This is a genomic window from Peribacillus sp. GL_122 (assembly GCF_057835005.1).
In genome coordinates, this window is sequence record NZ_CM174415.1 from 2,867,933 (window position 1) to 2,892,983 (window position 25,051).

Sequence of the window (25,051 nt, forward strand, 5' to 3'; positions counted from 1 at the left end):
TAATATGAAGGGCAAATGGTTAATTACTGTTTTAATACCGTTAGTATTACTTATAGGGGTGCTAGGATGGGTACTGAAGAATGGAGCAGGTGTAGAAAAAGATCCAGCAGCACCGATAGAAGTCTTGAACATTGAACGCATCAAGGTAACTAAAATCGGTTTCGAATTATTTGTTAGTAATACCGGACCCAAACCCTTAACGATTTCTCAAGTGATGGTTAATGATTCAGTGTGGAATTACAATGTCTCTCCTCAAGCAAAACTTGAACGATTTGATGAGGGAAAGGTGACCATCTCTTACCCATGGGTGGAAGGTGATCCACATACCATTAAGTTAATCACAGAGAATGGGATTATCACGGAAGGTGAAGTTGCAGCTGCCACACTCACTCCAGAAACCACCTGGAGCAACTTTCTTAATTACGGCTTAATCGGCTTTTACGTTGGTATTGTCCCGATTACATTGGGGTTGTTGTGGTATCCCTTTATGAAACGCTTCTCACGAAAATCCATAAATGGGATTCTTGCCCTTACCGTTGGGCTCCTTTTATTCTTATTTGTTGGGACTCTGGCTGATGGATTTGAAATTGGTGCAGAAGCACCTTCAGTCTTTCAGGGAAATATGGTTGTCATAATTGGGGCTTCCTTAACCTTCTTATTATTGATCGGTTTTGATCAGTATCAACAAAGAAAACAAGAAAAGAAAGGATATTCTCCTTTTGGCCTGGCTTTGTTGATGGCTACCGGAATAGGGCTTCATAACTTTGGAGAAGGTTTGGCAATTGGTTCTTCCTTTGCACTAGGTGAAGCTGCTTTAGGGACCTTTTTAATTATCGGGTTTACCCTGCACAACATTACGGAAGGGATTGGAATCGCTGCTCCTTTATTAAAGACCACACCTCGATTTAGAGACTTTCTATTACTGGGAGTTATCGCAGGTGCACCCGCCATTGTAGGTACTTGGGTTGGCGGATTCATCTTCTCACCAATTTGGGGAGCTTTGTTCCTAGGTATTGGGGCAGGGGCAATTGTTCAAGTAATTTATGTAATAACGAAAATGCTCATTGAAGATCATAGAAAACATAATGAAGCATCTGTTTCATGGTTAAACCTTTCGGGATTCGCAATTGGACTATTAATCATGTACTTTACTGCATTTTTTGTGAAATTTTAAGGGATGCCTTAATCTTGTTTGGACGCATAAACAATTCGAACTTGGTAGAGCTGTGGGTTCAACATTGAAGAGGAAAGAAACGGTAATTAAAATAAATCTAGATTTAAAAAAACTTGATAAGAAAATGGATTCAAACGATTTTATTTACTGAGGTTATTCTAAAAATGAGCTAAAGGAATTACAAAATTTAATTACTTGGGGGAAGCATTATGTTTCAAAGTATAGGTATACCAGGTTTAATTTTAATACTTGTCATTGCCTTGATAATTTTTGGACCTAAAAAGCTGCCGGAAATCGGTAGAGCCTTTGGACGTACTTTAACTGAATTCAAGAGTGCTACCAAGGGATTAGTAAATGATGAAGATAAGGATGAAGGGGAAAATCCTGAGTTAACGACTGTTGAAAAGAAGCAGGATAAACCAACAGTTTCATAAGGAATGGATAGGCGAGGCAACTCGTCTTTTTATTTTTCATTTTAAAAGGATACATCCACCCATGAAAACAATGAAATAAATCTTATTGAACATTTGGAGAACTTGGTCCACGTTACTTAATGAATAGTATGGATTTGTGGGGTTTAATGCTAGCATCCTTATTTGATTGATAAAGATCACATAGGACTTCTCAGTATTGTAACCTATTGGTAGAACAATTTAAAAAAATAAAAGCCAGTATCTAAAAAAAGAACTGGCAACTTTCTCTATTACATTCTTTTTGCTCCTAAATATCTTTTCTTCCAATAACTATTATCCATAGAGGAAATGCTTACACCATTTGATGAGGAGCTGTGTATGAATTGATTACCACCGATATAAACACCAGCATGTGAGGCACCAGGTTTATAGGTTTCATAAAAGACCAAATCTCCAACTTGTGGTTTGGACACCTTTGTCCCCTTTTTATAAATTTCAGATACCGTTCTTGGTAAAGTGACATCTGCACCTTTATCGAAAACGTATTTTAGGAATCCACTGCAATCAAAACCTTTTGGTGTAGTTCCACCCCATACATACCGTACATTCAAATGTTTTTTTGCTTCTTTCACTATCGCAGAAGATTTATTGCTTGCTTTATTCACATTAGCTACGTTGGATGTCTGCTTTTTTACACCCAATGCTTTATATGTATTCGGTCCTACAATGCCATCAGCTTTTAAGCCTTTACTTTCTTGGAACTTTACAACTGCACTTTTAGTAACCGTCCCAAAATATGTAGTTGTATTCTTACTCTTAAAATATTCTTTTTTCTTTAGAACCTCTTGTAATTGCTTTACTTCGGTATGGGTCATTCCACTTTTTAATGTACGATCGCCCAATGCAGCATTACTAACCAACGGATTTGATAGTAACAATCCAGACACGACAAAAGATGCTATAATTTTTTTCATTTTCTCCCCCGATAAAATCCTTTTTTTTGATTTTATCAGCTTTAAGTGACAAACATATTTACCTAATTTTACATTATGATTACAAATTTATGCATAAAGTGTGCAAAAAATACAAAATACCTAAAATACCCCTAAAATTCTTTTTCTTTTTTCTTTTGACTACCAACAAAGCCGTAAAAAATTGAAAGTATAATCCCCATAATTTTAGCTCTCCTAATAAAATTCATTAATTTAAAGTTACCATATATTAGTAATAGCGGTTAGACCTTTAACATAGTTCAACAGAGCCACAAACAAACAAGTTCGTAAACGTGTACTTTTACGAACTTGTTTTACTAACCTTATTTTTATGGAATATTGTATTAATGGGGCAGTATCTATCTTTTAGATGAGTATTGGTGTCTAGCTCCCACGGACAGAACATGCTTGCGTTTACTTATTAATCACACCGAAATTTCTTTTGATATGTGTTTTGAAGCGTTTGGAACTTTTCGGGTATCATAATTTACCATATCTGAAGAATAAACCGTGATGCTCACAATTCCTCCATGTGTTGTAGCTCGGATTAGGATTGGTTGATTGTACTTGTTTTTAAAACTAAAATCAGGACCATCCCAGCTTACTGTAGCATCCCGACCAGATGGAACATAAGGAACGCTCCTAGTATGGGAATAGCGTTGAATTGTTTGCAATCCTGCATTGTCGATAGCGTTAAACAGGGTGGATGACACCTGACAGATCCCTCCACCGATCCCTTCAGAAAACTCTCCTTCGACTATGACCCGAGCAAGCATATATCCTTTGTCTCCTGTTCTCTTGCCAACGGCTTGGTTAAAAGAAAACTTCTCTCCTGGAAACACGACATAATTATTAATGGCTTTTGTAGCAAGCAAGATATTATTTGAACGATTTTTATTGTTCTGATTAAAATAGGTTCTATATTCACCTATTTTTTTCACACGAATCTGAGCAAGCAATTCGATGTCAACTTTTGGATAAATAGCAAGCAAAGGCACTTCCAATTTGTATGCTTTACTACTATACAAAAAGGAATAAAATTGCTCATTAAACGCCTGATGGTAAAGCTTATAACCTACCCGACCGGGTAGAATATTACCATGTTTATCAATAGTGGCATTTACAGGTTTTTGATACACTTGGCGGTCTAGTTTTTCAATAAACAGATTGTAGTTATCCAAGTCCATCATAGGAACATTTAGTATGGGCATAGTAACATCAGCACGGTTGACAGTGGCAATGGTTTGCCCATGTTGAGTTACCGATAAGCTTTCAGAGATATTCACTTGTTGAACGAATAGTAAAATTCCGGCAATCCATGTTAATCTCATTGAATGCACCCCCACACTAATATAGTTAGGATTAATCATTTCAATACCTAACTTCACAAATCCTATTTTAAGTCTTCATGGAGCGAATCCTGATCAATAAACCAACGATCAGTCAAACTTTCCCTTCGGATCATAAAATGCATTACCTTTTTTTCTTTGCCTTCTCTCTTCTTATAAATAGCTACTTGAACGGGTACATCCACGAGAAATAGCCCATTTAGTTGTTCCGACGGTTGTCTTAAAGGGTCATCAACTCCAAAATATGTAATATCTTTAACAAGTTTATTGACACGATTAGGATGTCCCGGATTTGAAAAGGTCATTGTTAATAATTTCTGATCTCCTTGATTAACGGCAATGGTAAAAATACGGATAAGTTCATAGGGACTTACCGTTTGTATATAATCATCAAGCTTACCAGCCGCTTTCAATACCATTAATTTATGAGAAAGATCTTCGTTTTTCAAACGATGCGTAATGCTTCCAGAGAAATGAACACAGAAATGACCCGAAAAACCATTTTGTAGAGCACCGGCACCATGTGGCATTCCGTGCATAGATGCAGCAATCATTTGATTATTGATTAATACAATAATGGCTCTTCTATTCCAACTCCATTTATTATTATAAATTTTCTTCATGATTTGAGTATCTTCTTTGGTTAGTGGCTGTACATCGGCATGATGGCTGCCTGCTCTTCGCTGTACCTTAAATGATAAACCAGTTTCAATATCAATAATGGTGAAAATAGTTTTATTAGGAATAATGTTGTTCACAATCTCCCAAGGTAACATCTCAATTTTAAAGCTTATTGGTCCTTCTTCATCTTCCCATTCCGTTGCATAGACCGGGTGATCGCCCATTAAGACAATTATAAAAATAGCGATAATTACTTGATAAAATTTATTGTTTTTCATTTGGTTTCTCCCGCATTTTTTTCTTATTATTTCAGAACTTTATCAGTTGAATACCATTGAATATTTGGAAATTCTTCAAATTCAACTTCTTTCTGTTCATTTATATCGTTGAATGTAGTTGTGACGCGGTGGCGGCGGTCATGGATATGGCGGCTTCGGGCTTTTTTTGGCATGCATAAACGGATAAAACCCCTTGGCCGCCAAGGGGTTTTTTTGATGGGTTCCTTAACAAAGTTTTTTCATTTTCATGTTCCTTAATTAAGTTCTCATTATATGTAATCGATGTCGAAATGAGGGGATATTAATTCCATGCTTTGTATATCCCATTCAAAGGTAAGTATAGCTGATTGTTTTGATTTGTGTGTTAGGAGAGGTACACCATTTTTTATGATCATGCTTTCTGCATCCCAAAAACGGACAGTTTCGTCTTCGCCAGTACGATTACAGACAATTACAGGCAGTCCTGTTTCTAATGACCTTTGTTCCCATTCCCCCTCTGGACCATGTAATCCGGGACCCCAGGAAGACGGTGCAATTAATATTTTTGCTCCTTTTTCAAATAAGTTGTTAGCAATATCTTTGGTATATGCGTCAGCACATATCATAATACCAACCTCAACATTGTTTGTTTTTATTGGCTCTATTACATCCCCCGAAGCTGACCAATCATCAATAACACTGATTTTTCTCTGTTTACCTAATAAATGACCTTTTTTATCTATGACAAACACAGAATTATACAGCTCTCCGTTACTGCCTTTTTCAGGGCAACCCAAAAATACAGTGCTATTCAAATTCTTTAGTTTACGGCTCAATTCACTCATCCAAGCATCAGGTTGCCTGTTAATCCATCCAGTGCCAATCTTATGATTGAATTGAAGCCCGCTGACACATAGTTCGGGTGTTATAATCCATTCGGCATTATTATTTGATGCTATTTGAATGGCTTGTTCAATTAGTTTTTGGTTATACTCCACATCACCAGCAATAGGCAATAGATGTAATAAAGCTATTTTTATTTTTCCCATAGTGATCTCCCAAACATCAACTTATTTTAATGGCCATGCTTGTAATGATTGTAGCATAGACATTGATTGGCTTGTTCTACTAATCTGCCCCTTTAGCTGCATAAAACCTAGGAATTCAAGAAAAACACATCTTAATTTAAGTGTATGACCTCACATTTGAAAAAAAGAATTAACTACGACAGTCCCCCCTGATCTTTCTCCTCTGAGCAAAAAGTTAAATGGTCATAATCATAAGGAACAAGGAAAACATTTATTAGAGGGGTGGTCTTTATGAGAACAAGTTATAGAAGATGGACACAATATCCTTTTCATCAATGAACTATGAGGCTACTCCAAATAATTTATGTATGAATTCAATCTCGCCTTGGACAATTCAATTGAATATATAAGAGCATGTTCTGATCAATCTTTTAAAACACGCTTAACCTTTCATTCATCGAAAAAGACGTATAGAAGGGGTATCACCAAACTACGGTAATTGTATGATAAGCAAATCCCAGCAAAAAAAAGCCGTTTCCTATACGATAGGAAATGACTTTGTTATTTCTCTTATTTTGCTAAAGCATCTGTTACTTCAAATTCTATTTTTTACTTCCCCGGGACCAGATAACCACTGGAATCAATAATAAAGATAATAACCCTCCAATAAATGATAATGTTGTATAACTTGAACCAGCCACAATCATTCCGGATAAGGCTCCGCCAGAAGCTCCTGATAATGCAATTAAAACATCCACTTTACCTTGAGTTTTAGCACGAGTTGAAGTTTCAGTTGAATCAACAATAAGAGCAGTCCCACTTATTAAACCAAAATTCCAACCTAATCCAAGTAATGAAAGAGCAATTACTAGGAGAATCATGGAATCACCTGGTGCAATCGCTGATACTAAGCCTGCCAGAAGCAAAGTGGACCCAGAGGCAATAGCCATAGCAGTACGACCAAACTTATCAACAAGGACACCTGTAACCAGTGAAGGGAGATACATGGCACCTACATGAAATCCAATTACAAGACCTATTTCACCCAAGTTATGTCCATGATGTCCCATATGAACTGGTGTCATTGTCATGATAGCCACCATTACGATTTGAGTAAGAACCATAATTGTCGCACCAACAATAATACCTCTTTTGTTTGCTATTTGTTCACTATCCGTCGAATGTTCTATTCGCTTACTTTCTTGGTTGGACGCTTCTATCGTTCTTGCGATAACTAATGGGTCTGGGCGTAGCATGACGAAAAGTACAAGACCTGCCAGGATAAATGCTGCTGCTGATAAAATGAAAGGACCAGCAAGTGATGGTATGCCAATAGAAGTAGCAAACCCCCCCATTACATTCACTAAATTTGGACCTGCAACTGCACCAAATGTTGTAAACACCATTGTAATACTAATAGCAGTAGCTCGTTGTTTATTGTTCGCTAAGTCCGTACCAGCGTAACGAGCTTGTAAATTTGTCGCTGTTCCTGCACCATAAATAAGCAGGGAAGCAAATAAAAGGAAAACACTATTTATTATAGCTGCAGTTATGACTCCTATTGCCCCAAGTCCACCTATCATAAAACCAGCTGTTAGACCTGTACGACGACCGTAACGTTGAGAAAGTCTCCCTACGATTAAAGCAGCCCCTGCAGACCCTAAAGTAAATAAACCCGAAGGAAGTCCAGCAAATGCATCTGTGCCAAGCATTTGTTGTGCAAGAAGTGCCCCCACCGTAATTCCAGCCGCTAATCCAGCACCACCAAAAATTTGTGAAATACTTACAATAATTAATGTGCGTTTGTATAACATTTTTTGTTTTTCTTGAGAATCTACATAACTCTGATTCAATTGATATGCTTTATTAGACATTTGTTAATACCTCATTTATCATTCTGTAATTTCCAATCATGTACACCTTCCTCTAGACGAAATGCATTAAAACCTTTGGATCTTAAAAGTTCAACAGCTTCCACTGACATTAAACAGTAACAACCGCGACAATAAGCAACAACATCACAATTGCTTGGTAAAGTTGAAAGTTTCTCGCTTAACTCTTCAATTGGCATAGAAACTGCACCAGGAATATGGGCTTCTTCATACTCCTCCATAGGTCTTACATCCAACAAAATAACTTCACCTTTATCCATCCGATCTTTAATTTCTGAAAGTGAAATCCCATCCATTTCAAGATTGACATTTAAGAACTTTTTCTTGATTTGTTGAACCTGTACAAACTGTTTTTCTGATAATGTATGCAAGGAAGTTAAAAAATCCGAAATGGCTGCATCTGCTAGTTCGTAAATGACGTAGTTCCCTTTCTTCTGAAACTTTACCAATCTAGAATTAGCAAGGGTTTGTAAATGTTGAGAAACATTCGCCACAGACATATTAGCAGCTTTAGATAATGCCTCCACCGACTTTGGACCTTGAGATAAAATATCAAGAATTTCCAATCGTTTTGGACTAGAAAGACTTTTACCTATTCTTGCGAACTCTTGATACAATAAATCTTTTAAATATCGTTCATTAAACATGTAAAATCACCATCTATCTATTCAAGTGTTTTATTGAATACTTGAATATTAATCAAAACCATAAGAATTGTCAAACAATTCCTTGACCAACCGTTTGTTAAAAGTTCCCCTTTAGTTCCATAAGAAAAAGACGCCTTAAAGACAGCCCTGATCATCAGCTAAGGCACCTGTCAGTTCAACAAAACCAGTATTTTACCGTGTATTATGTTCATTAAAAAATCAGACAAGTGGGAAATCCATTAGTTCCTTAGCGCTTTTCTGACTTTCTTTGCAAAAACTAATGGATCATCAACAGCTTCGATATTAACGTAAATCAAATTCGGATTATCAAATAGCCACTCATTGTGTATGGATGAAACTATTATTCCTTGTTTAAGAATCAAAGCAACAAAATTCTCGACTTCACTTTGCAAGAGTGCAACCCTACCTAGGCACAATGCTCGTCCAGTCTGATTATCTCTTGATTCAAATGAGAAAGAAGAGGTTACTCTAAAACGTTTTCCTAAAATTTTTGCTTTTATTTCATTTCGATTTATGGTTGTCACACATTTTCCACCCGCAAACCCTTCTTGTCCGCCGATAATTCTAGCAAACTTTTGACAAATTAATTCATCATTAGATGCCATCTATTCATCCCCCCCCTAATATTAATAGGATATGAATCAATGAATAGATCCGAAACGGATATGAATCTATTTTGAAATGAAAATTAATTTTATATCTTATTTAAACTATCCTGCTCCTGTTAGCTCCATAAGAAAAGAGCTGATCATCAAAGCTCACTAATGAACTAATGCACCCGATGGTTGTATAAGAAAAGGAGCTGCTGATCAGCTTCTGATAATGAAATATATCACCCGTTAATTCAACAAAATCACTTAACTTTATTATGCAGTTCAAATGACTCATCAAAGCCATCCCATTTTACAATAATTTGTATAACTTCATCTTTACTTACTTTTGATCCACCTTCTGAACTTCCACTATTTGTAAATACTTTTTCGCTAGGTGGTTCAGTGTATGTCTCTGTTTTACTACCGCTTTCAGTGATTGTTTCATAAGTGTATTCAAGTTTTTTCATGGAAGACAGCTCTTCCAAAGACCCCTTATATTTTAATATAAGTTCATAGCTATCTTCGTTAGAGTATGCAGTTTTACCGTCATCTTCTTCCCATAATTCGGTTCCTTTATAAGAATATTCGGCTTCCCAATGTTCGCTTTCTCCTATGAATTTATAATCATTGTTAATGGTTTTCGGATTATTATCTTTGTTAGTGGTGTCCGAACCACAAGCTGTTAAAACCATTATTATAAATAATACGGTGAGTATTTTTTTCAACTTAACTCCTCCACAATGATCGAATTGAATCCTTGTTCAATTTTACCATTTAAAGGGTTTCGGTTGGATTTCTATTGGGAAATTTTTTTGCACCTATCCTCCCCCTTTATTTTTATCAATACTTTTATCAATAGCAATGATATTCTCTTTTTCTGCTATCTTTTTATAATCTTCACTCTCAACCGTTTTTTGAACCATTTCACTTAACATAATCTATTCTTCAGAGGAAGGTTCATACCATTGTTCAGTCAGAAACTATTTTCCGAATATATACAAATTTGCTCCTAAACTTATTATCAATAGAAAAAGCAAAATCTTATTCTTCATATATCCCTATACCTTTGTCTTTCTCGATAGTCCCCACCTCGTGTAATTCATTTAAACGACTTAAACTCTCTTCTTTATTAAAAGAACTATGCCAACGATAATCATATTGATCCAATATACGGTAATGGTTACTAATCAAATTTTGTTGCAAACGAAAATCCCCTCTATACTCGATTTCTTTCCACCATATCTTACCACCCATTGTTTTTTCTTTAGGCGTACCACCATTTTTTATAGCAATTAACTGAACAAATTCAACTGGATTGTCACCAATAGATGCTATCAACAATTGGCTATGATTAAACAAAGCACAAAATGCAACAACGGTGGTCCAATTGGCTTCTGTTCTTCTTTTTTCAATTTGAACTAGTGTTTTTTTTGAAATCCCTAGAATTTCAGACATCTTATCTTGAGAAAAACTTTGTTCTGTTCGGACAAGTTTCATTTTTTCTGATATTAAATTGATGAATTCTTCTTTTTCCATATATACTAAATACTCCTTTTTAGTGTAATTTTACACTAAAAGTATTATTTTTCCCATTTTTGAATAAAAAGCAACTTTAAAACAGAAAAAAGCATGAAATAACCTTGCTCTAAATAAGTTTGAGATGGGAATATTTCTTAATTAAAGCTTGTTGAACTAACGCCACGTTAGCTATATAAAAAAGAGCTGCCGAAGCAACTCCCTTATTGAAGTAAAGCACCTGATTGTTGAATAAGAACAATAATTATAAACTCATTAAATTCACAGTAACAATTATTGCTAATGAAGCCCATACAAGAAAAAGGATTGCAGCAAGATGCTGGGATACTTCCTCTTGTATAGCTTTTATTAATGTTAATATAAAACTATATCCAAAAATGAAAAATAAAATTGCATATAAGAAAAACAATATATACATTCCTTTCGTAATACGTTAGTTCTATAAGTCTTGCAGAGGTGACACAAACTGTGAGGTAAAATTTAAGTTAAAAAGGACCAAAAAGATTACTCTTTCTTATCCTTTTCAAGTAACACAATTATTCTATCAAGTTTTTGTTCGATACGATCTGACTTGCTTGGCTGTTTAGTAACGAGTGACCGTACAAGAAAAAACACTCCAGAAAATATCCCAAATATACAAATAAGGAAAAATATCGAATATATTGCATCGCCGCCATTAATGGTCATAATAGTTCCCACCTTTACAGATTGACTAAGTATACCATAATTATCCAAAACACAGTTCGACTATACAGCGCTTAATGAATTAACCTCCAATTTTTAGCCTTGAAATAAAGTTTTGATTAAATTAATGAACCTTTTAAAAAGCAAATAGAAAAAGCGTGTTTTGAAAAAAAGATCGATCAAAACACGCTTTTTCTATATTCAATTGAATCATTCTTTTATAAAAAAGTTTGATCATTCCGTGATTCTTATGCCATTAAAGCGCCCGCTTGCTGAAAATTTTTACTTATATAGAGATAAAAACTTCTTATTTTTCGGCAGTTGCGAAATTCCCCATTGAAATGGAGAGTCTATTCCAACTATTAATTTGATTGATCAAAATAACAAGATCTACATAGTCTTTTTCACTAAAATGGATACGCACTCGATTATAAAGATCATCAGGTACACCCTTAGTTGGAACTAACGTCACATGTTCAGTTAATTCTAATGCCGCTTTTTCAGCATCTGTGTAAAAATTACAATCTCTCCATGCACTTACGCAGTATAAACGCTGTTCCGTTTCACCCATTTTTCGTGCCTCAGAGGTATGCATATTAAGACAAAAAGCACAGCCATTAATTTGAGAAGCACGGATTTTAATTAGTTCACGCAGTTTACGGTCTATTTCAGTAGATTTAGTATACTTCTCCATTTCCATCATAATGTTAATTGCTTCAGGTGCTACTTCAAGATAATTAATGCGTTGTTCCATTTCCATTCCTCCTAAAATAATTAAAAGCTTATATTACCCAAAAGTAGGGAATTATATTAATAAAGGACTTTTTGAAATTCCATGTTACATTCCCCTTTTCAATGAATTATATATAATGCTATTATTCACTTCCGTTGTCATTTCGAAAAGGTGCAGTTTATACTATTTAAAAATGACAGATGAGGTGTATAAAATGAAAGAACTTGTATTTAATGTTGATCGAAATAGCACTCTTCCTATGTATCAACAAGTTTATCGCTATATTAAATCCCAAATTGTCTCAGGTAAAATTGCAGAGAATTCGAAATTGCCATCTGTTCGGCAGCTTGCAGAGCTGCTACAAGTGAGCCGTAATACCACACAGCTGGCGTATGAACAATTACAAGCAGAGGGTTACATTCGCAGTGAATATAAAAAAGGGTATTATGTACAAGCTTCTATTTCGGAACTATTATCTATTTCCGAGATAATCCCTCATACCAAAGCTTCCTCCAAGAATATTGTAAATCCTACAATTGATTTTCAAGCTGGAGCTGTAGATGGAATCAATTTCCCTCTTGCGAAATGGCGCAATCTTTCGAATAAAGTCCTAAAGGATAATCTGATTTATCAATATGGAGAGAATCAAGGGGATTTATTATTACGGGAATCTTTAGCAAAGTATTTATTTCAATCTAGAGGGGTAAGGGCAACCAGTGACCAAATTGTTATTGGTAGTACCACACAGCAACTTTTGACGATCTTATCCATCCTTTTAAAAGAAGAACATACTCAAATCGCTGTAGAAGATCCCGGATATAATGGGGCCAGAGAACTTTTTTCATTACAATCCTATTCAGTTGTCCCCATACCAGTTAAAGAGGACGGTATTGACATCACACACTTAGATAAGTGTAATGCCCGGTTGGTTTACGTAACACCATCACATCAGTTTCCACTAGGGATAACAATGCCTATCAACAAAAGATATAATCTAATTGAATGGGCTGAAAAAGTGAATGGATATATCATTGAAGATGACTACGATAGTGAATTTCGATATAAACAGCAGCCTATACCTTCATTACAAAGTTTAACAAACAGCGAGCATATCATATACTTGAGTACTTTTTCTAAGGCATTATTGCCTTCCATTCGGCTTAGCTATATGGTGTTGCCAAAAGAAATACTAGTTAGATATCATCAAATTTCATCATTACTACAGCAAACAGCTTCAACACTTCACCAACGTACAATCCATCATTTTATAGAAGAAGGACATTGGTATGCCCATTTACGTAAAATGAAAACAATATATAAACGGAAAATGAAGGTGTTATGTGACACCATTCATATGCACTTTAAAGATACTGTAAAAATAATAGGTGGCTCCTCTGGCATCTATATTGTCATTGAAGTTGCAACAACGCAAAGTGAAGAGTGGCTCGTCAAAGAAGCGCTCAAAAACGGCGTTAAAGTATATCCATGCTCCCCATTTTACATGGAGAAATTCCCGAGTCACCCCACTATTCAACTCGGTTTTGCCGGCTTAGAAGAATTCGAAATACGTAAAGGAATTGAAAAGTTGGCAGACGCTTGGTTAAATATAGAGTGAACAACCTATTAATGAGTATTTTATTGAATTATTCATCCTTAAAAACAGCATTTTCCAGAAAAATAAAAGACCATCTCTTAAAAATTGGTTTTCTAGAAGATGGTCTTTTACGAATATTTTTTTCTATCTTTTTTGCAAATGACCAAAGTATTTTCAACCTTTATTTTAAATCTACACCAGCCTGTATTGTTCAACATCCTAAGACCAATTGTAGAACCAAGAGCAAACAGCACTCGTTAACTAGCCTGCCCTTCATTTCCATAAGAAAAAAGCTGACTTAAAGACAGCTCTGATCTTCAGCTAAAGCACCCGATAGTTCTATAAGCTCTAAATATAATTTTATTAAAGTCTTCCATCTAAACCGTCACTTTTATGAAATACCCCTTCTTAATCGATTTCTTCTCCTCCAAAAAAAATAAATGAATATTGAAAGGACCAATAAACTCGTAATTACATAAATACTATATGTTGACATATATAGTTCAACATTGTTCCAATTTTCCCCTAATATTCTTCCTAATGTGATAAAAGTAAAACTCCATATTAATGCACCAGTATAGGCGTAAACAACAAATTTTCTAAAAGGGAAGCGATTGACAGATGCTATATACGCTGTAAGGTGCCGTACCCCAGGAATAAAATAACCAAATAATAAAAGATAGGGTCCAAATTTCTTGAATAATTTCTTTGTTTTATTAATTTTTTGTTCGGTTATGTGAAGTTTCGGTCCAAACTTTTCTAATAAAGGCAACCCAAATTTATAACCAATAAAGTAGCTAAGCGAGATCCCCCCGCTCCTCCTACAAAGGCACTTACTATTGAAATTAAGTAAGATAATTTACCCTGAAACACATTGTAACCAATATATGTAAGAAGAACCTCGTCTGGTATAGGAAGTCCTACAATACCTCCGATTAAAGCAAATATAATTCCGAAGTACCCATAATGTTCTAGAAGGTAAGCAACATGATTTTCCACTTTCTCACTCCAACTTTTAGGTAATGTCAAACAATCATTTCTGATTATTTTTTATCAGCAGTTTTTAAATAATAAAAAAAGAAAATTTACTCTTCTTTGGGGATAATACCTTTAACATTATCCCCAATTTTTGATTTTCTTATTGCACTAAATTCCCCCTATTGTTTAAGTACATGCTTTCACAATCTCAATAGTGTACAGCCTTTTGAGACACAATCCAATCACATAAAAAATAGAGTTCAATATGTCTCATATGACCTGTATCAGAACGCTTATCGTTGTAAACAAGTTTTCCTGATGCTCCCCCTTATTCAAGAATATGGACCTGAAATGAAAATAAGCGCTTATCCTTGTTACAGGAAAGCTTCCTTTAATGGAATAGCTTGAATTTATCCTCATTCTTAAAAATTTCACTTATTTTAGTTCAACTAACGCACTCCTTTAGTTTAATTACGCTCATGCGGAAAGTAGTGCAATACCTTATCGGATTCCCGGCCTTATTTGGTACTAATAGACGGTTCTAATCATATTCTTATAAGAAAACAATAAGAAGGAGTGCAAAGTCAGTTGATAAAAGTTAGGGTTGGTTTACGGCCCATTGTAAGTAATATAAATTTACCTACTATTTTAAAGACAACTATACTTCCAGGTGACTCAGTTGAAAGATTATTTATTGCAACCCAGGTAGGAGAGATCTTTTACATAGGAAACGGAGTTATTAGGATTTTTTTAGATATTCGCTCGCGAATTTTAAAATTAGGTAGTTCTGAACAAGGTGTTTCAGGTAGGGGATATGATGAACGGGGATTATTAGGGCTAGCGTTTCATCCAGAATTTTATTATAACGGTTTGTTTTATCTTCATTATTCAGTAGCTGGAACACAAGGTCCAGGGGCCCTTACTGAACATTTTAAGCCTAACCCGTGTGATCCCAGAACTTTAAACCTAAAGTGGATAAATAGAGAAACTCAATATGATCATATTGATACAGTTGAAGAATGGATTTTACAATCGAATGGTCAACCTCAAAAACGACGGACATTACTTAACATAAGAAGACCATTTTTTAATCATAATGGTGTCAATAGCTTAAACTTTTCACCTGAAACCGGAAAACTTATTTTAACAACTGGAGATGGTGGATCAGGCTATGATCCATTTAATTTAAGTCAAGATGATATGGAGATAGCTGGTAAAATAATTGAAATTGATGTAGTTAAGAATATAATTAACGATGATCCACCCGTAGTCACACGTTTTAATGAACTTCCCTTACCTATTCAGGAAACGCTTACGGTAATTGCAAAAGGGGTGCGCAATATAACAGGCATTTCATTTCAAAGGTTTTATAATCAGTATATTAAATATGCGGGAAATGTCGGCCAAAATTTGGTCGAGTCGATTTTTTCATTCGTTCATTATAAACCAATACCGGTTACTGAGCTTGTTCAAGCTTCTTTCATGAATTCTGAAGCTGACAAAGAAGGATTCATTAACTTTGGCTGGCGAGGTTGGGAAGGAGCTTTTCCTACTTCGATTATAAGAGGCTGCACTGAAAATCAGACCTTGGATGAGAAAACAATTGCATATTACAATGAAGCAGTAACACTTTCAGCGAGTCGTCTTCAGCCTTTAACCAGTTATTTTCATAAAGATACCAGACCCGGTAAGTTTGGAGGAACTGCACTTACAGGAGTGCAAGCCTATATGGGGAATACAATTCCTGGTTTAACAGGAAGCGTTGTGTTTACCGATCTTGCCCGGAAGGAATCCCAACCTCGGGTTAGAGGAGCTTTAGCTTATACCACCGTAAGACCAAATGGTGGACAAAATGATTTTAGTGTGATACAAACCGATTATGATTTTGGGCCTCACTCAGCCTATTATGTTAGTTTGGGAACAAACCTGAATCAAACCAGCTTATATTTAGCGATTTATGGCTCTATGAAAGTGACTGATTTTAACCAAGGCACTGTTTTTGAAATAGTTCCATGAATCAAAACAATAAATTTCCACTTAATCTTGATAAATCGCTTACATGGATTTAATGAACCGAAATTACAACCGTGTGATGGAGAATCACTGAATTATAATCCTTTTTAATTTTTTAAAAAGGATTATAGCAATTTCAACCCATAACCAGCTATAAATGAAGGCAAATAAAAAGCCAAATATAAGAAATGAAAAGGAAACAGAGACGGCAGGACCTAAAACTGGAAAGTGAAAAATAACTATTAGACTCATAATTCCTAACATTAAAAGACTGGCACCAGTAGCAATAATACTTAACCTCATCTTAAAAAGGTGAAAAGATGCCCCTATTCCAAGTCCTAACAATCCTGTTGTAAAAGGAAATACAATTAGTTCCGTTGGCTGTAGGATGAATAACAGTATAATTGTCAGAAAGCAGGACATTGCTCCAAATGGAATGGAAAACATGGAACATAACAGGATAGGTGCAGTGGCCAGCGGACTTATAAAATATCCTATCCCTGGTAAAACTCCAGCAGCCTGCAGAATAGCAGCAATACAGGCAAAAATAGACACTAAAATGAGCTTCATCGTTTTTTTATGTTTATTGAATATTATTTGAGATAAACGAACCTCATCAGAAATAGGTTTAAAAAAATACACCTTTCCACCTCATTCTAAATGGTTTATGCGTTACCTTACATTATATTTACCATTTATTAGAGGTGGAACAATTATTATTAATCCAAGCATCAATATCCTCTGTAATGAAAAAATAAGCTTAATAAAAAACCTCTCTAAACCTTGATCGATCATACAAAGTAAAAAAGTCCGTTCGCGGAGGAAGTAAGTAATTTCCTTTGCCTATAAAAAAACAAGGCCTTATTGGCCCTGCATTTTATTCGACTATTACTTTCCCAAACATTCCTTCCTGGAAATGGTACCGACATATCAGTTCATATGTACCGGGCTGTTTCGGATTCACGTTAATGTTTTTTTCTTCACCTGGCTGGACCTCAACGTCAACTCCGAGCTTTTCAACTGTGAAGGTGTGCTCTTTACTGCCTTTGTTTTTCAATATCACCGTTGTGGCTGTTCCATTCGGAATAGTGATGACTTTCGGATTAAAGAAATCATCTTTCAACTCGACCTCAATCGATTTTCTCGTCTCCATAGGTTGATTTACAACACCGGACTCGGCAAATACACCGAGTGAGCCTAGTGTTGTCACAACTACAAACATCGCAAGTACACCGACCAATCCTGTTACCCACTTTTTCACAGACATTCGCAATCCCTCCTTTCCTCTATTTTTTTCTAATTCATGAAATATTATTACTATAAATTTGGTTGCGTGCTTCAGATAGTAACTTTTTTATCTGAAACAGTGAAAAGAAAAAGCTCGACTCTAATGACGATTTTCTGGAATCCTATTCTTATGCAACTAAACTGCCCGTTTAGCTCCATAAAAAAAAGAGCTGCCAAAGCAACTCCCTTATTGAAGTAAAGCACTTGTTATTTGAATAGTAGTTACCTCGTTTAATTGCTCTAACCACTCTATAAAATAGAGGTCTAAGATTCTTTTAATGAGTAAGTATTTACCAAAAATAATACCCATTGACATTCAATATCTCGTGCTATTCCTAAAGCCATTTCATTAAATCCTCCAGCTTCATCTTCCTCAAAAGCCACTTATGCAAGTCCTTGTATTTTCCCCTTCATTCTTTCAATGAATGGAGAGAAATTTCATGGGGATACTTCTGTTGGATATAGCGTATAAGTGCAGTGACAACTTGTGGACCGGATTCCACGAGCCTACCTTGTTTAAATGCAGTGAAGTTATCACCGCCTGAAGCTAAATAATTACTAACCGCTACTTCATATTCGTTGTTTGGCTGTATCTCTTGACCTTTCATGTCTTTCAGCGCAACAATGCGGTTGCCAATTGGAGCATTTGGGTCCCAATTATACGTTAAACCAACCGTTTGTAACCTATTTTCATAATCTTTCGCCCACTGCTGTTCTAAAGCAAGTTTTATTTGGTTTCCTGTTAAAATTAACTTACTGACACTATGACCCATAGGCAAGTCTGTATAAAGGTCTTCTACAGTGATGTCCCCTTTTTTAAAATTTTTCCGCATTTCTCCTTGATGGACAAAAGCTATATCTACCCCCATGGCTTCCCGCTCAGATTCTGCAATCATTTTCGCTAATGGGGATTCACCGTTTGCATCTTGATTTCGTGAGATTTCTTCAGGCATTTCTCCTATTATTTGATTAAAATAGCTCCCCAACCTTTTTCTATATTTATTTAGAAGAGCAACCGTTTCTTTATCTGGTTTTATTTTATGATGTGAAGTGACAATAATCTTTGCTTGTTTCTTAACAATATTTTTAGTATGTGGGTCAATTTCAAGATTTACTTGAGAAAAGGCTTTCCCATTAGAATAAGCTTGAACGATCAGTTTACCGGCTACAAAGGTATTGGCATATTCATGGCTGTGACCGGCAAAAATGACATCGACCTCATCATCGATTTTTGGAGCCATCTCCACTAAAGCTCCACTGGAATTTGCTCCTGACTGATCTGATTTAGCTGATTCATGTGCAAGTACAACAATTACTTTAATCCCTTTTTCCTTTAAAAGCTTAACGGTTCGGTTAATGACTGAAACTTCATCCGTAATTTCTACTTCTTTTCGATTTTCAGGTGCCACATACAGGTTGGTCTCTTTTGTGACGACACCGATAAATCCAATATTAATTCCGTCAATTTGTTTAATAACATACGGTGGTAACAAGGGTGTACCCGACTTTGTATCGATGATATTTGCAGAACTATAAGAAGTATTGGCTCCTTGAAAATAACCTGTTTTTTTATTGAAGCCTCCATAAATAAGACGTTTCATTTCATTTACGCCTTGGTCTAATTCATGATTTCCAGGTGTCCCGACATCAAAGTGCAGGAGGTTTAAAAACTCGATCGTGGGTTCGTCTTTAAATTGAGAAGAGATTGGAGGACTTCCTCCTACCATATCACCAGAATGAACAAGTAGTGTATTCGGGTTTTCTTGTATATATTTTTTTAAATAGGCAGCCAGGTATTCAGCCCCCCCTGCCATGGTTCCTGAAACCATTTGATATTTGTTTAGTTGGCCGTGAAAATCATTAACGCCTAACAATTGTACTTGAATGTGGCGGTTGGATGTGGAATGATTTGTTGTGGAATGCTTGGATGAGTGTGCTGTGATTTTATAAGTTACGAAAATGATGATAAATACCAAGATGAACAAAGAAGTTATGGCCTGAAATTTTGACAACTTCCGATCCCTCCCTCTGGATGTAAATTAAGAATAACTCTAGAATTTTATATCCGTATAAAGGGACCGTGATTTTTTGTTATATTTTATATAACGATTGTTAAATTAAGCCAGCATGTGCATATCTTTTTAAAAATGTTCATAACCCCATAGTGAAAAAAATGTTACTGCTAATTACAGTTAGTATTGAAATCTGCTCCGTTGTAAAAGAAGTTCAACAAAAAGAGTGTAAATCCTTAATGGATCAACACTCACGTTAGTGCAGTAACATTCAACGTTATTTTTTTAGGTTTTCCTTCATTAAAAAGGAAATTTTTTGCTCATCTGTATTTTGGATCTGTTCCAGCTGATTAATAACCAGCTCTTGCCGATGTAATGAATGGTTTTGACTTAACTTCGCTTTCCCCTCTATCTTGTTGATTTTTATTTTGAAGCCTTGAATTCCTTTGTTCATCCCAGCGAGAAAGCCAGCATCTAAATCTTGCAAATTGTATGAACTATCAGGGGCTTCATACTTCAATACCATGTCATCCAAGGTATCCGTTAACTCTTGTTCATCCTCAATAAGTTCAACTTCGCCGTATACATGAACAGTCACATAATTCCATGTTGGTACTGCTTGGTTCGTCTCATACCAAGAGGAAGAGATATAACAGTGAGGACCATGAAAGACTGCTAAGACTGTTTGATTTTCAATATCTTTCCATTGAGGGTTCGGACGAGCAAAATGACCATACAAATAGGTTTTCTCCTTATTCAACAGCAGTGGTAAATGTGTAGCAAAAGGCATGCCTTCATGCATTGAACACAATGTTGCAAAACCATTCTCCTGTATTATATCGTAGGCTACTGCTAATTCTTTTATTTCAAATTGTTTAGGGATATACATAAAAAATCTCCTTTCATCCGTCAATATTATTCCATTCACAATCATAGCGTCTTTTACTAAGTGCCCATCCTCATTTCTACCTTGAATACTCGAGAACCTCATCTGTAAAATATAGTATTATACAAACTGACATATAAAAAGGTACAATTCTAAATAAATAAACATGTCAAAGGAGATCTTAAATGATAAATACCATCTTTGCTTTTAAGGAGGATTCTCCCAGATACAAACAAATTTACGAACAGTTTAAGTTATTTATTGAACGGGGTGACTTACTTGCTGATGAACAATTGCCCTCCATCCGTCAACTTGCAGATTCCCTTCAAGTAAGTCGCAATACGACATTAATGGCTTATGATCAACTTGTAGCTGAAGGCTATATTCGTGGAGAAGGGAGAAAAGGTTATTTTGTAAATGAATTAGAACCACTTTTATCCCATGAAGAGTTAATTCCTCATGATAAAACGCAAAGAGAGCCAGTAACACCTACCCTCATTGATTTCCGGGCTGGTGCCGTAGATCAAGCACATTTCCCTCTGAAAAATTGGAGGAGGATTGCCAATCTAGTATTAACGTTACAGGAGAGTTTTCAATATGGGGAACCCTTTGGTGAGGTGTGCCTACGTGAACAAATTGCCACATACTTACTCCAATCTCGTGGGGTGAAAACAGATGCAAATGCCGTTATTATCGGCAGCAGTACCCAACAAATGCTTATCAATCTTGGACATATACTGAAGGGTGATTTTCCAAGCATTACAGTAGAAGACCCTGGATATGATGGCGCTAGGGAAGCTTTTCAATTCCATTGTTTTACGATTGAAACGTTACCAGTTTATGAGGCAGGTGCTGATTTTTCACAATTGGAACAAATCAAATCACGATTAATCTATGTAACACCTTCCCATCACAGTCCATATGGGGTAAGCATGTCCATTCACCAACGGCAAACGCTTATTCATTGGGCTAACACGATGCAAGGTTATATTATCGAAGACGATTATGATAGTGAATTTCGTTATACGCAACAACCATTTCCAGCTCTCGCTTCCATTGATTCTGCAAGAGTCATTTATCTAGGGAATTTCTCAAAGTCCTTTCTTCCAGGAATTCGTTTAAGTTATATGGTGTTGCCCGAGCCGCTTTTAAACCGTTATAAAAATCAATTTCTTCATTTCGAGAGTACCACTTCACTTCTAAGCCAACTCACAATGGCTAAATTTATGGAAGAGGGAGAATGGAATCGCCATATTAAACGTATGCGTCTTGTTTATAAACGAAAAATGCAGCACTTGGTATCAGTATTAAAAAAGCAATTCGATCAACATATATCCATTATCGGTAATCAGTCCGGTTTGTATTTATTAATCAAAGTACACCTGAACGGTTCAGAAGAATGGCTAATAGAGCGCGCTTCCTTTCATGGTGTTAAAGTGTATCCTACCTCACTCTACTTCATTAAAAATAATACCGATAAACCAATTATCAAACTTGGTTTCAGTAATCTTTCTTGTGAGGAAATCGGGCTTGGCGTTGAGCTCCTAAAAAAGGCTTGGGTATAATAAACACCCCGTAATTACAGCTTATGTCAAATAATGGCGGGGCAAATCATGGACTTTTAAAACACAGGTTCTTATTCCACTGACATGCCCCGTTAGCTTCATAAGAAAAGAGCTGCTGATCGTCACAGCTCTCTAATGAACTAACGCACCATGGACTTTAAGTACAATCCTTTACAAACTGAAGAGAAGCTGCCAATATGACAGCTCCGTTCCGTTCTTTAATTCTTGATAATCCGTTTCATTTCGGTCCTGACTTATTTTATATGCAGGCTGAATTTCTCCCGCCTTAATCTTAAATCCAACTATACCTTTCAGTTCACTTTTACATAATAATCCACCCTTCCAAAAAAGTTAGATGAGTGTTTTTGTCATTATAAAGTCCATTTGTTCCTCATCACCCATATAAAAAGAATGGGCACCAGTTTGAACAAACCCAATTTTCTTATAAAAAGCAATAGCATTTTCGTTTTTTTCCCATACGCCGAGCCAGATTTTCTTTTTATTACCTTCCTCCGCAATTTCCATAGCTTTATTTAGCAGATATTTACCAAACCCATGTTTTTGAAATTTGTTTTTTATATAAATCCTCTCGATTTCAAGTGATTCATCACCCATTTCTTCAGTCTGAGCATCATTGGTATTGACCTTTAAATATCCAGCGACTTGATTATTAAAATAAACAAAAAAGAATTGCGAAGAAATATTGGATAATTCTTTTTCTAATTGTTTTAAGTTAAATGCCCTTTCCAAATAGGCATTCATATTTTCAGGTGTATTCTGATGCTTAAATGTCTCATTAAATGTTTCATAACTAATTTCTTGAAGTTCGCGTGAATCTTTAAGAGTACACTTTTTAATATTTTTAGTCATTTAAATATGTCGCTCCTTTATATAATCAATAATTTCTCTTGTTTTCCTTTTTAACAAACTCCCAGTCTTTTTCTATATTTTTTCTTACTCTTTGAAGAAGATTGAAAATGGTTTCTACTTCTCTTTCGGAAAATACTTCTATGCAATGAATGTTATGTTTTTCTCCTTTCTTTTCAATAAAGCCATTAATTTCAAGTTCTTTTATAGCACAAGCTGCTGTTGTTCGATCTACTTTTATCATCTCAGCTAACTTTTCTTGAATGATTCCTCGGTTTTCCCATATTCGCACAAGGTACAAATACTGTCCTTTTGTAAGGTCATATTCTTTAAATTCTTTTTTACTTATAGAATCTAATGCCCTTGCCATCATTCCAATTTCACGAAGAATTCACTTCATAATTAACTCCTTAGCTTGGATTTTTGTTGTAAATGCAATAAAAATAGCATATATTAAATTTAACCTTACTTTGTTGCGTTTGCAACAAAAAAAATAAAGATAAAGGGGTCGAGCAAAGTGAAATATGTTTTTTATGTATTAGGAATTTTAATACTAACTCTTGGTATTTCTTTCACTATACAATCAGACCTTGGAACTTCACCATTTGATGCACTTTTGGTAGGACTGTCCATAAATGTGGGGCTTACTGTCGGAAGTTGGGAAATAATAATAGCTTTAATATTGATATTTTGTAATTCATTTTTAAAAAGGCAAAGACCAGAAGTTTTGGGGTTGTTAACAGCATTTATAACGGGTATTGGTATTGATATGTGGCTTTTTTTATTGCACAATTTGATAACACCTGAACTATGGTACAGCAAAGTTTTTTGTTTTGGAATCGGCTTGGTTACTATAGGATTAGGAACTGCAACATATTTGCACACAAATTTTGCACCGATTCCAGTTGACCGATTAACATTAATCATACAAGAATTAACTAGAACAAATATATTTTATTCGAGAACATTCATTTATCTCGTATTCTTGATAATGGCAATGATTTTAAATGGACCAATTGGCGTTGGAACTTTATTATCCGTTTGTTTAGGGGGGCTAATACTTAATTACTTTATGCCATTTACTGAAAAAGTATTAGACCGCAAATTAACACACTCTAGTCCATCACCAAATTATGATAAAGATAAAAACCATTCAATATAGTATGCTCCCTATTTTTCTTGTTCAACTAACCTGTCGCTATAGTTGCATAAGGGAGCTGTCTTTAAGGCAGCTCCGATCTTCTGCTAACGCACCTGTTAGTTGATTAAGAAAGTCTAGGCTTTCCCCATTCCAAGAACAAAATGCAATCCCTTTAAAAGAGGTGGATTAATGAGTGTTAGCATATATATAATTCTAAGGTTGTTCGAAGACAGGTAGGTGGTCTAGCCAGTGGATTTTATTCAATTAATTTCAGATGTAATCAGCCTAATGAAACCTACCTCCTATTTCAAACTAAGAATGGCAATAGAAAATCTAAGTTCTGAAGGATGGTTTAGGGAGCTATATGCGGATGCTCGGTACACTAAGGTTGTTTGGCATAATAACAATATTAAAAAGGTTCTTTTACTTCCTGGAAACATCGAGATGAGAAAAAGGCACTAGAATTTATCGAACTAGAATACAATCTTCTAAGAAGAATATAGCGCCTATAGTCTCCCTCCACTGGACTTCTCACTCGATACCTCATTATCGACAAATTAAGAGGTTGGTGTAGCTTTGAAATAAAGTTTGATCAAAAATACCTCGCAAACCCTTATTTTACGATAAATAAAAAGAATCCATTTTGAAAAAAGATTGATCAAAATGGATTCTTCTTTAGCAGATTTAAGTTTGGTTTTTATAAAAAAGTTTGATCATTTTCTACCTATGTTGTTCAACAATCGCGCCCGATTGCTGAATATGGAAAAT

Annotated in this window: 25 protein-coding genes and 1 pseudogene; 7 read left to right on the forward strand and 19 right to left on the reverse strand. The window is 35.4% G+C overall.

The features are described from left to right. Positions 1 to 4: 4 nt before the first annotated feature. Positions 5 to 1,174 (forward strand): ZIP family metal transporter, encoded by a 1,170-nt coding sequence (locus AC3ISB_RS13765; RefSeq protein WP_489276814.1) that lies wholly within the window; start codon positions 5 to 7, stop codon positions 1,172 to 1,174. 209 nt (positions 1,175 to 1,383) lie between these two features. Continuing rightward, on the forward strand, positions 1,384 to 1,608 hold the full coding sequence (locus AC3ISB_RS13770; protein ID WP_489276816.1) for a twin-arginine translocase TatA/TatE family subunit: 225 nt from the start codon (positions 1,384 to 1,386) through the stop codon (positions 1,606 to 1,608). A gap of 269 nt (positions 1,609 to 1,877) precedes the next feature. On the opposite strand, the gene AC3ISB_RS13775 is transcribed toward AC3ISB_RS13770, so the two are convergent. The 11 genes from AC3ISB_RS13775 to AC3ISB_RS13825 form a co-directional block, all read right to left on the reverse strand. Beyond that, complete coding sequence (locus tag AC3ISB_RS13775) at positions 1,878 to 2,561, reverse strand: C40 family peptidase (RefSeq protein ID WP_489276818.1); 684 nt, start codon at positions 2,559 to 2,561, stop codon at positions 1,878 to 1,880. Between the two features lie 443 nt (positions 2,562 to 3,004). Then, entirely contained in the window at positions 3,005 to 3,910 is a 906-nt protein-coding gene (locus AC3ISB_RS13780; protein ID WP_489276819.1) for a VanW family protein, read from the reverse strand. Positions 3,911 to 3,972: 62 nt separating this feature from the next. After that, positions 3,973 to 4,827, reverse strand: a complete 855-nt coding sequence (locus tag AC3ISB_RS13785) for a hypothetical protein (RefSeq protein ID WP_480340514.1) — start codon at positions 4,825 to 4,827, stop codon at positions 3,973 to 3,975. Between the two features lie 269 nt (positions 4,828 to 5,096). Beyond that, the gene (locus AC3ISB_RS13790; RefSeq protein ID WP_141992090.1) at positions 5,097 to 5,855 is read right to left on the reverse strand and encodes a carbon-nitrogen hydrolase family protein; all 759 of its coding nucleotides are present in this window, start codon (positions 5,853 to 5,855) and stop codon (positions 5,097 to 5,099) included. Between the two features lie 581 nt (positions 5,856 to 6,436). Beyond that, positions 6,437 to 7,708, reverse strand: a complete 1,272-nt coding sequence (locus tag AC3ISB_RS13795) for an MFS transporter (protein WP_141992091.1) — start codon at positions 7,706 to 7,708, stop codon at positions 6,437 to 6,439. A gap of 11 nt (positions 7,709 to 7,719) precedes the next feature. Then, a complete protein-coding gene (locus AC3ISB_RS13800) occupies positions 7,720 to 8,373 on the reverse strand; it encodes an ArsR/SmtB family transcription factor (RefSeq protein WP_141992092.1) in 654 nt (217 codons plus the stop codon). Between the two features lie 239 nt (positions 8,374 to 8,612). Then, the gene (locus AC3ISB_RS13805) at positions 8,613 to 8,999 is read right to left on the reverse strand and encodes a DUF1259 domain-containing protein (protein WP_141992093.1); all 387 of its coding nucleotides are present in this window, start codon (positions 8,997 to 8,999) and stop codon (positions 8,613 to 8,615) included. A 248-nt stretch (positions 9,000 to 9,247) separates the two neighbouring features. Next, on the reverse strand, positions 9,248 to 9,712 hold the full coding sequence (locus AC3ISB_RS13810; RefSeq protein ID WP_339200098.1) for a hypothetical protein: 465 nt from the start codon (positions 9,710 to 9,712) through the stop codon (positions 9,248 to 9,250). 316 nt (positions 9,713 to 10,028) lie between these two features. Beyond that, positions 10,029 to 10,523 (reverse strand): helix-turn-helix transcriptional regulator, encoded by a 495-nt coding sequence (locus AC3ISB_RS13815; RefSeq protein ID WP_144529625.1) that lies wholly within the window; start codon positions 10,521 to 10,523, stop codon positions 10,029 to 10,031. Between the two features lie 504 nt (positions 10,524 to 11,027). Next, positions 11,028 to 11,210, reverse strand: a complete 183-nt coding sequence (locus AC3ISB_RS13820) for a DUF4083 family protein (protein ID WP_098372434.1) — start codon at positions 11,208 to 11,210, stop codon at positions 11,028 to 11,030. 304 nt (positions 11,211 to 11,514) lie between these two features. Next, the gene (locus AC3ISB_RS13825; RefSeq protein ID WP_339200100.1) at positions 11,515 to 11,961 is read right to left on the reverse strand and encodes a carboxymuconolactone decarboxylase family protein; all 447 of its coding nucleotides are present in this window, start codon (positions 11,959 to 11,961) and stop codon (positions 11,515 to 11,517) included. 193 nt (positions 11,962 to 12,154) lie between these two features. On the opposite strand from AC3ISB_RS13825, the gene pdxR (AC3ISB_RS13830) reads away from it, so the two are divergent. After that, positions 12,155 to 13,555 (forward strand): MocR-like pyridoxine biosynthesis transcription factor PdxR, encoded by a 1,401-nt coding sequence (gene pdxR / locus AC3ISB_RS13830; RefSeq protein WP_489276822.1) that lies wholly within the window; start codon positions 12,155 to 12,157, stop codon positions 13,553 to 13,555. A gap of 370 nt (positions 13,556 to 13,925) precedes the next feature. Here the strand turns inward: pdxR (AC3ISB_RS13830) and AC3ISB_RS13835 are convergent, their stop codons facing one another. Beyond that, positions 13,926 to 14,306: a DedA family protein gene (locus tag AC3ISB_RS13835; protein ID WP_489276823.1), complete on the reverse strand. Its 381-nt coding sequence runs from the start codon at positions 14,304 to 14,306 to the stop codon at positions 13,926 to 13,928. Positions 14,307 to 15,100: 794 nt separating this feature from the next. Between AC3ISB_RS13835 and AC3ISB_RS13840 the strand changes: the two genes are divergently transcribed. Next, a complete protein-coding gene (locus tag AC3ISB_RS13840) occupies positions 15,101 to 16,528 on the forward strand; it encodes a PQQ-dependent sugar dehydrogenase (RefSeq protein ID WP_489276825.1) in 1,428 nt (475 codons plus the stop codon). 84 nt (positions 16,529 to 16,612) lie between these two features. Here AC3ISB_RS13840 and AC3ISB_RS13845 read toward each other — a convergent pair whose 3' ends face one another. The 4 genes from AC3ISB_RS13845 to AC3ISB_RS13860 form a co-directional block, all read right to left on the reverse strand. Then, on the reverse strand, positions 16,613 to 17,167 hold the full coding sequence (locus AC3ISB_RS13845; RefSeq protein WP_489276827.1) for a hypothetical protein: 555 nt from the start codon (positions 17,165 to 17,167) through the stop codon (positions 16,613 to 16,615). 235 nt (positions 17,168 to 17,402) lie between these two features. Continuing rightward, a complete protein-coding gene (locus AC3ISB_RS13850) occupies positions 17,403 to 17,792 on the reverse strand; it encodes a cupredoxin domain-containing protein (protein WP_489276828.1) in 390 nt (129 codons plus the stop codon). Between the two features lie 430 nt (positions 17,793 to 18,222). Beyond that, a complete protein-coding gene (locus AC3ISB_RS13855; protein WP_489276830.1) occupies positions 18,223 to 19,824 on the reverse strand; it encodes a bifunctional metallophosphatase/5'-nucleotidase in 1,602 nt (533 codons plus the stop codon). A 277-nt stretch (positions 19,825 to 20,101) separates the two neighbouring features. After that, positions 20,102 to 20,713 carry an FMN-binding negative transcriptional regulator gene (locus AC3ISB_RS13860; protein ID WP_141994953.1) on the reverse strand — a complete coding sequence of 204 codons (612 nt, stop codon included), beginning with the start codon at positions 20,711 to 20,713 and terminating at the stop codon, positions 20,102 to 20,104. 182 nt (positions 20,714 to 20,895) lie between these two features. Here AC3ISB_RS13860 and pdxR (AC3ISB_RS13865) point away from each other — a divergent pair, with 182 nt between their 5' ends. After that, positions 20,896 to 22,275, forward strand: coding sequence for a MocR-like pyridoxine biosynthesis transcription factor PdxR (gene pdxR, locus AC3ISB_RS13865; RefSeq protein ID WP_489273549.1), 1,380 nt, complete (start codon positions 20,896 to 20,898; stop codon positions 22,273 to 22,275). Between the two features lie 171 nt (positions 22,276 to 22,446). Here pdxR (AC3ISB_RS13865) and AC3ISB_RS13870 read toward each other — a convergent pair. The 3 genes and pseudogenes from AC3ISB_RS13870 to AC3ISB_RS13880 form a co-directional block, all read right to left on the reverse strand. Beyond that, positions 22,447 to 22,605, reverse strand: a pseudogene (locus AC3ISB_RS13870) (FMN-binding negative transcriptional regulator); the annotation flags it as partial. Positions 22,606 to 22,626: 21 nt separating this feature from the next. Beyond that, complete coding sequence (gene paiA / locus AC3ISB_RS13875; protein ID WP_489273550.1) at positions 22,627 to 23,145, reverse strand: spermidine/spermine N(1)-acetyltransferase; 519 nt, start codon at positions 23,143 to 23,145, stop codon at positions 22,627 to 22,629. 25 nt (positions 23,146 to 23,170) lie between these two features. Next, positions 23,171 to 23,515 carry a MarR family transcriptional regulator gene (locus tag AC3ISB_RS13880; protein WP_489273551.1) on the reverse strand — a complete coding sequence of 115 codons (345 nt, stop codon included), beginning with the start codon at positions 23,513 to 23,515 and terminating at the stop codon, positions 23,171 to 23,173. A gap of 144 nt (positions 23,516 to 23,659) precedes the next feature. On the opposite strand from AC3ISB_RS13880, the gene AC3ISB_RS13885 reads away from it, so the two are divergent. After that, positions 23,660 to 24,304 carry a YczE/YyaS/YitT family protein gene (locus tag AC3ISB_RS13885; RefSeq protein WP_489273552.1) on the forward strand — a complete coding sequence of 215 codons (645 nt, stop codon included), beginning with the start codon at positions 23,660 to 23,662 and terminating at the stop codon, positions 24,302 to 24,304. A gap of 228 nt (positions 24,305 to 24,532) precedes the next feature. Next, entirely contained in the window at positions 24,533 to 24,745 is a 213-nt protein-coding gene (locus AC3ISB_RS13890) for a hypothetical protein (RefSeq protein WP_480340501.1), read from the forward strand. Positions 24,746 to 25,051 lie beyond the last annotated feature (306 nt).

Bases quoted from the DNA above. Each gene is read 5' to 3' on its own strand.
- AC3ISB_RS13765 (WP_489276814.1), top strand. From the start codon at position 5: ATGAAGGGCAAATGGTTAATTACTGTTTTAATACCGTTAGTATTACTT.
- AC3ISB_RS13805 (WP_141992093.1), bottom strand. From the start codon at position 8,999: ATGGCATCTAATGATGAATTAATTTGTCAAAAGTTTGCTAGAATTATC.
- AC3ISB_RS13850 (WP_489276828.1), bottom strand. From the start codon at position 17,792: ATGTCTGTGAAAAAGTGGGTAACAGGATTGGTCGGTGTACTTGCGATG.
- AC3ISB_RS13880 (WP_489273551.1), bottom strand. From the start codon at position 23,515: ATGATGGCAAGGGCATTAGATTCTATAAGTAAAAAAGAATTTAAAGAA.
- AC3ISB_RS13780 (WP_489276819.1), bottom strand. From the start codon at position 3,910: ATGAGATTAACATGGATTGCCGGAATTTTACTATTCGTTCAACAAGTG.
- AC3ISB_RS13860 (WP_141994953.1), bottom strand. From the start codon at position 20,713: ATGTATATCCCTAAACAATTTGAAATAAAAGAATTAGCAGTAGCCTAC.
- AC3ISB_RS13815 (WP_144529625.1), bottom strand. From the start codon at position 10,523: ATGGAAAAAGAAGAATTCATCAATTTAATATCAGAAAAAATGAAACTT.
- pdxR (WP_489276822.1), top strand. From the start codon at position 12,155: ATGAAAGAACTTGTATTTAATGTTGATCGAAATAGCACTCTTCCTATG.
- AC3ISB_RS13800 (WP_141992092.1), bottom strand. From the start codon at position 8,373: ATGTTTAATGAACGATATTTAAAAGATTTATTGTATCAAGAGTTCGCA.
- AC3ISB_RS13795 (WP_141992091.1), bottom strand. From the start codon at position 7,708: ATGTCTAATAAAGCATATCAATTGAATCAGAGTTATGTAGATTCTCAA.
- AC3ISB_RS13820 (WP_098372434.1), bottom strand. From the start codon at position 11,210: ATGACCATTAATGGCGGCGATGCAATATATTCGATATTTTTCCTTATT.
- pdxR (WP_489273549.1), top strand. From the start codon at position 20,896: ATGATAAATACCATCTTTGCTTTTAAGGAGGATTCTCCCAGATACAAA.
- AC3ISB_RS13790 (WP_141992090.1), bottom strand. From the start codon at position 5,855: ATGGGAAAAATAAAAATAGCTTTATTACATCTATTGCCTATTGCTGGT.
- AC3ISB_RS13775 (WP_489276818.1), bottom strand. From the start codon at position 2,561: ATGAAAAAAATTATAGCATCTTTTGTCGTGTCTGGATTGTTACTATCA.
- AC3ISB_RS13785 (WP_480340514.1), bottom strand. From the start codon at position 4,827: ATGAAAAACAATAAATTTTATCAAGTAATTATCGCTATTTTTATAATT.
- paiA (WP_489273550.1), bottom strand. From the start codon at position 23,145: ATGACTAAAAATATTAAAAAGTGTACTCTTAAAGATTCACGCGAACTT.
- AC3ISB_RS13825 (WP_339200100.1), bottom strand. From the start codon at position 11,961: ATGGAACAACGCATTAATTATCTTGAAGTAGCACCTGAAGCAATTAAC.
- AC3ISB_RS13770 (WP_489276816.1), top strand. From the start codon at position 1,384: ATGTTTCAAAGTATAGGTATACCAGGTTTAATTTTAATACTTGTCATT.